Origin of the sequence: Methylorubrum sp. POS3 (assembly GCF_043352485.1) — a bacterium.
In the GTDB taxonomy this organism is placed as follows: Bacteria; Pseudomonadota; Alphaproteobacteria; order Rhizobiales; family Beijerinckiaceae; genus Methylobacterium; species Methylobacterium suomiense.
The window spans coordinates 1-9083 of sequence record NZ_JAPRBT010000054.1 but is presented as its reverse complement, the minus strand read 5'-3'; the positions used below and the strand labels follow the sequence as shown (position 1 = coordinate 9083).

Genomic DNA, 9083 nt, shown 5'->3' with positions numbered 1-9083 from the left:
TGCCGGTGACCGCGATCGCCTGCAGGCCGTAGAAGTCGTGCGCCCCGACCGAGTCCGCCTCGTCGGTCCAGGCCAGGAACAGGCGCTGCAGCGTGTCTCGGAACGCCGCGTCCTCGGCCTTGATCCGCTTGGCGTCTTCCAGGCTCAGTCCGTCGACCGAGCGCGCCGCGATCGAGCGCGGGACGATGCCGGTGCCAACGATGTTGTCGACGAGCCGGTCGATGGCCGCCCCGGCATAGGGGTTCTTGCGCGCCTGATCGCGCGATTTCCGCCGCAGCTCATCGAGCGCGTAGGTGATCGCGGCATTCGGCCCCCATGATCCGACGCGCCAGGACCGCGACCGCCGTCCGGTGCCGCCAGCCGCGTCGTAGGCCGAGGCCTCGACCGTGCCGCCGCCCTCGCCCCCGAGCGCTGAGCCGGCGTGGCTGTCGGCATAGAGGCCGGTGCCCTTGATCCGGGCGCGGGTGCGGAAGGCAGCCGTCACGCTAGAACCCGCTGGTGCCGATCAGAACGATGCGCCGGGCCCGTCGGCGCGGCGCCACGCCGGTGGCAGTGGCCTCGGTCTCGCGGATCCGGCGCAGCAGATCGGAGCGGGCTGCGCGCATCTCGCCGTAGCTCCGGTAGGTCACCCGGCCGGTATCCGGCCCTTCGACGGTGAGAACGCCGCTGGCCATCGCCTTATCGAGGGCAGCGAGCTGACGGCGCAGCAGCGTCGCGGTCTGATCGGGCGTCTCGCTCATCACCACCTCGCCGGCCCCTTGCGGGCCACGCTGCGTCGGATTTTGCGTTTCATCGTCCTGGCGACGAGTGAGCCCGCGACCACGGGTACGGCTGGGGCCTCGGTCACGGCCACCGGTGCGACGGTCGCCCGCTCGATGCCGAGGGCGGCCTCGAGGCTGCGCCAGTGGGTCTCCCGCCAGCGGTCCCAGCCCCGCATCGCTGCCAGACCGCGGGCATAGACCGCACAATCGAGCACCTCGTTGCGCCGGCCACCGATGATCACCCACTCGCGCCGGGTTCGGCCGCGGCTGACATGGGTGACGAGCTCCTCCGCGGTCAGCTGTTTGACCTGGTCCTCGGTCACGTCCCCGGGCAGGTGGACGAAGCCGGCGGGGAAATCGGCGCCGGTTGGCGGACGCTGCAGGGCGAGACAGCCCATCAGCTCCTGCTTGCCGAACGAAGCGCCGATCTTCACCGTCCTCAGACCGCGGCGCAGCTTCTTGCCGGCCGCGTTGGCATCCTTGGCACCGACGCCGAGATAGGCGCCCGCGTAGCTGTCCTGGCCATCGATGGCGTGAACGTTGCCGCGTCCCCGCTGCGACCGGACGAAGGCGTAAACCTCGGCGGTGAAACCGCTCGAGTCGACGCCCCAATCCCGGACCGCGATCTCGGCGCCGCTCTCGTGCTCCCAGGTCTCATCGAACATCGCGGCGAGCGCCGTCCAGACCTCGGGCCTGTTGGTCTCGCCGGGCAGCACCCGGTGCTCGACCAGCCAGCGCTCGCGGTTGCGCCCGAAGCCCCAGACTGACACCTCGATCCGGTCGCGTTGCACGTCGGCCGCCCCGATCAGCAGCAGCGCCCGGAGTGGGACGCGCCGCGCCGTGAAGGCTGGATCGCGCCGGGCGTAGACATCCTGCCATTCGGGCGCGTCTGCGCCTTCCTTCCAGGTCCGGGCGAGTTGGGTGTTGAAGAACGTCTTCAACGCCTCCGGCCCCCGTCGCAGCGCGCGGGCGTACTTCGCCACGGTCTCGCGGATCGTCTGCTTCGGCGCGTAGAGCTTCGAGGCGACGCCACCGGCATGGTCGTTCGGCACGGCCTCGGCGCCGCAGCACCGACACAGTGCCCGGCGGACCCCGTGCCTGAGCGGCGCCCATTGCTCCGGCACCTGGTTCTCGCCACAGCAGGTGAACGGCGCGGTCTGGCGCCACTCGATCCGCTTCAGCGCAGCGAGGCGCTGTGCCTCGGTCCAGGGCTTCTCACAGGCGACACACTCGTAGCGCGCGCTGGCGGGCTGGATCTTACCGCCCGCATCCTTGTCGAAGCGGACCCCCTCCCACTCCATCGACTGCCACGTCGCACAGTGCGGGCAGCAAACGAACGCCTTGCGCTGGTCGCTTTCCTCGTAGCTCGCCTCGATCGCCGAGCGCCCCGCGATGGTCGGCGAGCAGGCCAGTACGGTGAGGCTGTTGGCCTTGAACTCGGCCTGCCGCTCCTCGGCGAGGTCGATCGGCGGGCCCTCGCCGCCGGCGGACGGCGGGTACTTGTCGATCTCGTCGCAGACGAGCAGCCGGATCGGCCGCATCGCGAGGTTGGTCGGGCTGCTCGCCCCGACCATGGTCAGGTGGCCACCGGGAAACTGCTTGTGCGTCAGGGTCGCGCCGGCGTCCCGGGCCTTGGCTTCGCCGAACAGGTCGCGCAACACCTTGGTGTCGCGCACCATCGGTGCGAACCGGTCCTTCGAGAAGGTCTCGGCCGCGTCGTCCTTCGGCAGTACCGCCAGGATCGGGCACGGGTCGAGGTGGATGAACCGGCCGAGGATGTTCTCGATAACGGTGGTCTTCAGCAGCTGGGTGCACGCCATCAGCGTGATCTTGCGTACCCCCGGCTCGGTCGCCCACAGCATCGGCCCGCGGGCGACCTCGACGCGGGCGGTGACGAAACGGCCTCCGTTCGACGACTCCTTGCTGAGCTTGCGGAACGCCTCGGCCCACTCGACGACGTCAAGGTTCGGCGGGGGCGTCGCCCCCCGGCGCCACGCCGCCCGCAGGCTCGTCGTGTCGACCAAGGTCGAGTTCGGCGGGCTCGCCGAGTTCGGCGAGATGGCTTTGGACATCGGCGGTCAGGACCGTGGCTAGCGACCGCGGATCGACCTTGCCGGTCTGGGGATCGATGAGGATCCGCTCCGCCATCTCGATCGCGATGCGGCCGGGCCAGGCGATCCACGCGTCGCGGAAGGCGCGGGCCTCGTCGAAGAAGGCGGCCTCGGCCGCCGCGCGATCGACCAGTCGGTTCTTCTTCGTGAGGTAGTCGAGCCGGCGCTGCAGACCGAGGTAATTCTCCTTGCGCTCGACCGCTCGTTTGAGGTCGAGAAGCGGATCGTCCGGATCGTAGTCCGTTCCGTCGCCGCCATCCTCACCGTCGAGGTCGGCCAGGGTGGACGACGCCGGCCGGGGCAGAGGTGTCGACTTCAGCCTCTGCGCGGCCGGCTTGGGTCGGGCTTGGGTGTGAGTGGCGTTGTTACCGTCCTGCCCGCGCACAGGGCGATGGGTAACACCACCGCGATACGTTGCCGGGCGCTGGTCGAGGTTCCATTCCGTCGCCTCAACATCGATGCGCCCCTCGTCATCGAGGACGAGTAAACCCTTCTGTTTCCAGCCAGTTACCGTCTTGCGCGAGACACCGCGGGCGCGGGCGAACTCTGCTTGGCTGACGAAGTTTGCCCTGCTCGTGTCGGCCATGGGCGCTGTTACCTGTTACCCTGTTACCGGGTTTTCGAACCCTGGCGCTGGGAAAGCTCGGCGCTTCGCCCACCCGTATAGGTTCCGGAACGGCAGGGTCCCTGACAGTCCGAGGGCAGATCAGTCCCAAATAAATTCACCGTTTTTACTGCTGCTTTTGCTCAGTGAGCGCACGGGTTACTATCGAATAGGGCGGAGAGCTTGCCCAGCTATCGAGGCGCAGACAATGCGGAGGAGGAAGCGGCGGTCAGTATCGGTCATGCCGCCTACTGCGCTCGCGCTCTCAACTCCTCGCGAAACTGGTCGATCTCGCCGGCCATGAACAGCAGCATGGTGACGATCACAGCTCTTGCTTTCTGTAGTCAAAAGACTACAATGAGGCATGCCGACGATCCTTCGCACGACCCGCTTCGCCAACTGGATCGACGGCCTGCGCGACGTGAATGCGGTGGCGCGGATCACCAAGCGGATAGATCGCCTCGCCCTCGGCAATCCCGGTGATGTGAAGCCGGTCGGCGAAGGCGTGAGCGAGATGCGGATCGACTACGGCCCTGGCTATCGAGTCTACTTCGTCCAGCAAGGCGTCGAGGTCGTCGTTCTGCTCTGCGGCGGGGACAAGGGCTCGCAGGATCGGGATATCCGCGAGGCAAAAGCATTGGCAAAGGAACTCTGACGATGGCCCTGGAAACACGCCCCTACGACACCGCAGAGCACCTGAAGACGCCAGAGCATATCGCGGCGTATCTCGATGCCGTCCTAGAGGACAACGATCCGGCCTTGCTCGCTCATGCCCTCGGCGTCGTCGCACGAGCGCAGGGAATGGCCGAGATCGCACAGGAAACCGGACGCTCGCGGGAACAGCTCTACCGAACGCTGTCCGAGAAAGGCAATCCGCAACTCGACACTCTAATGGGCGTGCTGAAGGCGATGGGATTGCGGTTAAGTATCCAGCCGGTGGGGGCGTGAGCTCAATTCGGCGCTCTCTATTCTTCTACAGGCTCGACCAGGCCAAGATCAGCTTATGCCCCCGCGCTCACCTAGCGACAGTCGGCGGGCGGGGCATCGCGGAGATCTTCGATAGCTGCGAAGTGCTCCGCCGGTGTGTCGGCAAGGCGGTAGAGATGCAGCTCGGTCGCGCCCTCACGGACCACGTCGGCCTGCGCGTGCTCGATCACACTGATGCCGTCCACCGCGACGATCGAGGCAACGCCCGCCGTCCGCCGAACCGCGAGCGCCACCAGCAGCCGCGGGTCGGTGGCGCTCGACAGCGCGATCGGCGACGTGTCCAGCGGCTGCACGGTGACTACGTAGCGCCGTCCGGATCGGCCACGCCAGCACGACAGGCGCACGGCGGCGGTCGATTGCGTCCCCAGCCGCTCCTCGCGGATGTCCGGCCGCGGCGCCCGGTCGGCCCGCAGGTCCGACAGCGCTTGGCGCCAATCGAGAATGCGTCGGCTCATCGGGCGGGTCGCTGCCCCTGGAGGCTCAGCACCACCCGCGCCAGGACCTCGGCGACGGCGCCCGCAACAGCCTGCCCGAGCGAGCCCGGGGCAGCCTGAGCGGCGAGTCGCTCGAACTCGCGACGGCGCGCGCTGGCGCCGTCGAACGTCATCGCCTCGTCATAGGCCAGCACGTCGCGCACGAGCTGCCCGACGACCTCGGTCGCTGGCTTCATCGGGAGATTCCGGATGGTCAGAGGAAGCCGTCGCCGGCGTGGTGACGGAACAGCTCGCCGTCCTCGATGTAGCCGAGGGTCGTCTCGAGCTTGGCGTGGCGCATCTGCCGGGCGGTGAGGCGCAGATCCGCCCCCAGGTCGCCGGCGGTGGTGGCGAAGCCGCGCCTTGGTGAGTGCCCGCCGATCAGGCTCGGATCGAGCCCGGCGGCGGCGCAGCGCGCCTTCAGGATGCGGGCGAACTGGCTCGCGCTCAGCCGCTCGGCCGAGAGCCGGCCGCGGTCGCAGCCACGAAACAGCGCGCCATCAGTGAGACCCGAGGCCTTCAGCCAGGCGTCGAGGGCCGCCGGCACCTTGAGCTTGCCGTCCGGCACCGCGACGGTCTGGCCTCTGCCCTCCTGGTCGGTCTTCGAGCGGCGCAGTCGCACCAGCAGTCCACGTCGGTGGCGCTCGACGTCGTCGACGTTGAGGGCGACCAGCTCGGAACGTCTCAGCGCGGCGCCGAAGCACAGCAGGATCATCGCCCGATCGCGGACCTCGGCGACCTCGCGGCCACGGATCTTGCGCAACACTCCGACAAGTAGGTCGGCGGTAAGCGCCTTCTTCTTTGCTGGCGCCCGCCCGTGGGTGTTGCGGATCCCGGCCAACACCTGGCGCACGTCCTCCCGCGCTGTTGGGCTGTCATGCCCGGCCATGCGGTGGGCCAGGGCGATCGCCGCGATGCGTAAGTCGATCGTCGCGACCGAGCGGCCGAGCTTGGCCAGATGCGTGAGGTAGCGGACCACCGTCAGCGCTGAAGCCGGCAACGGCGCGAGACCGTGCTCGTCGCAGAACCCCGTAAAATCGCGCCAGGCGCCCGCGTAGACCCGCTGTGTCCCGGCGGACCGTGACGCCGCCGCAAGACTCGCAGCGGCCTCGTCGAGCCGCTGCAGCGTCGGAAGAGTAAGTTCACCGCCGGTGAGCAGCGCCGGCACCTTTTCGTGCATCCGCGCAGCCCCCGTTTGGATGCTCGAAAAGGGCAGTTTTCATGCACCCGCCCTCATCGGGGTCGAACACTGTGTCGGCGGCAAATCCACGGTCGTTTCAAGCCCGCGGTCCTGACGGGGATCAATCTTCGTCCGCGCCGCCGACGAGCAGCCGGATCACGCGCACCCGTTCGGCCTCGCGGGAGATCGCCGTGGCTGCCTTGTCGGCGTCCGCTGAGGCCAGACCCACGCGTTTACCCGGCAGGTCGGAAGCAGGGGAGTACTTGCGCTCTCCAAGCATGGTGACGGAGCGAACCGCGTTGGCGTGGATCACGCCCCGTCCCCCGATCCGGGGATGATACGGGGGCGCCGCTGATCCGCGCGTGGGCTCAGAGTCGCGGGCTGCCCGACGTGGCGGCCAGGTACAACACGGGCCACGGATACCAGGACCTGCTCACGCCCCGTCACGACCGGCACTGCCGAAGCACCGGTAAAGAGGCGGACCATACGAGCAGCGACGGCGAGGCGAGTGACTAGCTCATCAAGGTCAGCATGCGGTTTCTCGAAGTTGCGATCGCCCATGCGGATGCGTCGGCCGTCGCGCACGAGCGCGTCCAGCTCGTCGGCGACGGCCGAGAGGTCGGTCATGGCAGGATCCGGGGGAATGGGCCCGGCGGGTAAAGCTCAGGCACCGAAAACGAGAGCGCCCCGCGACCGTCTCCGGTCCGGGGCGCATCTCTGCATCTCGGCAACTGTTAGCGGATCGAGTGGGCAGTCGTCAATTGCAGAGGTTGCCCGACCTCAATCAGCGTTTGAGTCGTGCGCTGTGGAGCGTCGTGCTGCGATCCTGAGCTCGTATTCTCTAGACCGCAGCTTTCGACCCGTTGCCGATACTCAGGACGATCAGTTCCGGGAATTGTAGCGTTCGAATGGTCAGGGTGAAACGAATCAGCACGACCGAGCTGCGCCATAGGCGCTGGCAGCACTTCCAAGGAGGTGTTCTGGGGTGAGACGCTGCCAGAGCGATAGTCCGATACCGTCGTGTTCCGAAAAGTCCAAGTGGCGGAAAAACTGCTGGGCAAGATGAGATACCTTGGAATTCAGTTTTTCATTGCTTTTCCATACGTCCAAGCTAAAAGCAGAAGCTTTATATTGATTTTATGGAAAATAAATTTCTTGTGATGCCTTAACATCTGCTGTGAATATGCATTGAAGGCCCATGGAATTGATTCTGCCGCTATTGATTTAAAGCGCATACCGCAATGACTGATTATAAACTGGCAATAAGTGCATCGCTACGGTTGTAAAGATGCGTACTTATTGTTGAGATCCGTAAAATTTTGCCTAGCGCGGCAGTAACCAATCCGCTAAGAGCCGATTTGCGAACTCGAAAGCATACTAAGCTCGCAACCGCAATAATCACCATGCAGCCAGATAAATAATGGCTGCAAAGTCTCGATGATGCCTGGGGGAATCCGATCATGGCGACCTACGATTTTCGCAGTTCCATCGGGACTACGATCGCCTTTTCCACCTCAGACATTTTGAGCTTTGAATACGACCGCGCAAGTGGGTTGAATTTTCAGCAAAGCGGCTCCGATATTATTGTCTCGATAAGTGGCAGCTCTGTTCGGCTGGCTAATATCAGCTTCGCGTCCCTCAAAAATAGCAATTTCATCTTTAAAAACGGCGACCTAGTTCGGTTCGACACCAGCGCAAGCGAGACCCTAAGCGGCGGTACGGGCTACGATTACCTCGATATCACGAAGGGTGGCAGCGATACGGTCTCTGCTGGGGACGGCGACGATCTGATCGTTGTGGGATCATCGCTCAACGCTGCCGACCGGATCGCAGGCGGCGCTGGGCTCGATACCCTTACTCTGTCTGGAACCTACGGGAGCACCGTTGTGCTCGATTCGAGCACCATCACTGGGATCGAGAACATCACTGCCGGGGCTGGCAGCCAGATTAGGCTCCAGATCGACAACAACACCGCAGCCAGCGCGACGAACGGGCTGCTGAGTTACGACGCCTCCGCTCAATCGCAGAGCGACGTCACGATATTCGACGGCTCTAAAGTAACCACGAGTTCGCTCGTCATCCGTACCGGCGGTGGTGCCGATACTCTCACCGGCGGTAGCCAGGCAGACAGCCTAAGTGGCGGGGACGGGAATGACATCATCCTCGGCGGCGCGGGCAACGATAGCATCGCCGGAGGCCTCGGCCAGGACACACTGACGGGCGGCGCCGGCATCGACACCTACAGCTTCGGCTTCGGTATCCCCCGCAGCGAGAGTGCACCCAACACCGCCGATATCATAATGGATTTCGAAGGCCGCGGGACGGCCGGCGGTGATTTGATCAGCCTTCCGAGCTTCAACAACAACCTGCCGCTGGCCTTCAATATCGAAGCCTTGGACTTCAACTTCACTGGATACGGCTCTTCTGGCTCACAGGTTGGGGCCAAGGCCGGGGATGGCTTCGTCGACGTGTTCTGGCGCTACAACGCCAGCGCAGCACGGAACGAGATCTGGGTCGATGCCAACGATGACGGGCAATTCAGCGAGGTGGATATTCTCATTCATCTCCCGAAAACGTCGGACGGCGCGACGACCATCACCTTCGGTGACTTCGTCAATAATTTTCCCGTCATCCGTCTCACTGAGAACGCGGATACCTTCACGGGCACGGCAACCAGCGAGACGATCTACGGAGTAGGCGGCGCGGACACGATCTCCGGCCTGGGCGGCGATGACCAGCTCTACGGCGGGACGGGCAACGATCGCCTCGATGGCGGGACGGGCAGCGACCAGCTCAACGGCGGGGCCGACAACGACACGCTGCTCGGCGGCGACGGGACCGACTACCTCTACGGCGGTACCGGCGCGGACACGCTCTCGGGCGGCAACGACGCGGACGTCCTCTACGCCGAGTACGACCCGCTGACCGGCGGCGGCGACGCGATCGGCACGGTCAACGTCCTCAACG

Annotated in this window: 12 protein-coding genes; 3 read left to right on the top strand and 9 right to left on the bottom strand. The window is 65.6% G+C overall.

Features of this window, described 5'->3' with window-relative positions; genetic code table 11:
- From OWC43_RS24460 to OWC43_RS24445, 4 genes are all read right to left on the bottom strand, one after another.
- On the bottom strand, positions 1 to 484 hold a 484-nt coding region (locus OWC43_RS24460), incomplete at its 3' end, for a phage portal protein (protein ID WP_393958901.1).
- Between the two features lies 1 nt (position 485).
- Complete coding sequence (locus OWC43_RS24455; RefSeq protein WP_393958900.1) at positions 486 to 740, bottom strand: phage head-tail joining protein; 255 nt, start codon at positions 738 to 740, stop codon at positions 486 to 488.
- Positions 740 to 2833 carry a phage terminase large subunit family protein gene (locus tag OWC43_RS24450; RefSeq protein WP_393958899.1) on the bottom strand — a complete coding sequence of 698 codons (2094 nt, stop codon included), beginning with the start codon at positions 2831 to 2833 and terminating at the stop codon, positions 740 to 742. The genes OWC43_RS24455 and OWC43_RS24450 overlap by 1 nt, the downstream gene beginning before the upstream one ends.
- Positions 2721 to 3458: a hypothetical protein gene (locus tag OWC43_RS24445; protein WP_393958898.1), complete on the bottom strand. Its 738-nt coding sequence runs from the start codon at positions 3456 to 3458 to the stop codon at positions 2721 to 2723. Before OWC43_RS24445 ends, OWC43_RS24450 begins: the two co-directional genes overlap by 113 nt.
- 382 nt (positions 3459 to 3840) lie before the next feature.
- Here OWC43_RS24445 and OWC43_RS24440 point away from each other — a divergent pair, with 382 nt between their 5' ends.
- Entirely contained in the window at positions 3841 to 4131 is a 291-nt protein-coding gene (locus OWC43_RS24440; protein ID WP_393958897.1) for a type II toxin-antitoxin system RelE/ParE family toxin, read from the top strand.
- Positions 4132 to 4133: 2 nt separating this feature from the next.
- Entirely contained in the window at positions 4134 to 4424 is a 291-nt protein-coding gene (locus tag OWC43_RS24435; protein WP_393958896.1) for an addiction module antidote protein, read from the top strand.
- A gap of 71 nt (positions 4425 to 4495) precedes the next feature.
- Here the strand turns inward: OWC43_RS24435 and OWC43_RS24430 are convergent, their stop codons facing one another.
- From OWC43_RS24430 to OWC43_RS24410, 5 genes are all read right to left on the bottom strand, one after another.
- Positions 4496 to 4918: a hypothetical protein gene (locus OWC43_RS24430; RefSeq protein ID WP_393958895.1), complete on the bottom strand. Its 423-nt coding sequence runs from the start codon at positions 4916 to 4918 to the stop codon at positions 4496 to 4498.
- On the bottom strand, positions 4915 to 5133 hold the full coding sequence (locus OWC43_RS24425; protein WP_393958894.1) for a hypothetical protein: 219 nt from the start codon (positions 5131 to 5133) through the stop codon (positions 4915 to 4917). The genes OWC43_RS24430 and OWC43_RS24425 overlap by 4 nt, the downstream gene beginning before the upstream one ends.
- A 17-nt stretch (positions 5134 to 5150) precedes the next feature.
- Positions 5151 to 6104 carry a tyrosine-type recombinase/integrase gene (locus tag OWC43_RS24420; protein WP_393958893.1) on the bottom strand — a complete coding sequence of 318 codons (954 nt, stop codon included), beginning with the start codon at positions 6102 to 6104 and terminating at the stop codon, positions 5151 to 5153.
- A 133-nt stretch (positions 6105 to 6237) separates the two neighbouring features.
- Complete coding sequence (locus OWC43_RS24415; RefSeq protein ID WP_393958892.1) at positions 6238 to 6429, bottom strand: hypothetical protein; 192 nt, start codon at positions 6427 to 6429, stop codon at positions 6238 to 6240.
- Positions 6426 to 6743, bottom strand: coding sequence for a hypothetical protein (locus tag OWC43_RS24410; RefSeq protein WP_393958891.1), 318 nt, complete (start codon positions 6741 to 6743; stop codon positions 6426 to 6428). Before OWC43_RS24410 ends, OWC43_RS24415 begins: the two co-directional genes overlap by 4 nt.
- Before the next feature lie 833 nt (positions 6744 to 7576).
- On the opposite strand from OWC43_RS24410, the gene OWC43_RS24405 reads away from it, so the two are divergent.
- Positions 7577 to 9083 (top strand): calcium-binding protein (locus tag OWC43_RS24405; protein ID WP_393958890.1); only part of this gene is annotated, 1507 nt, incomplete at its 3' end.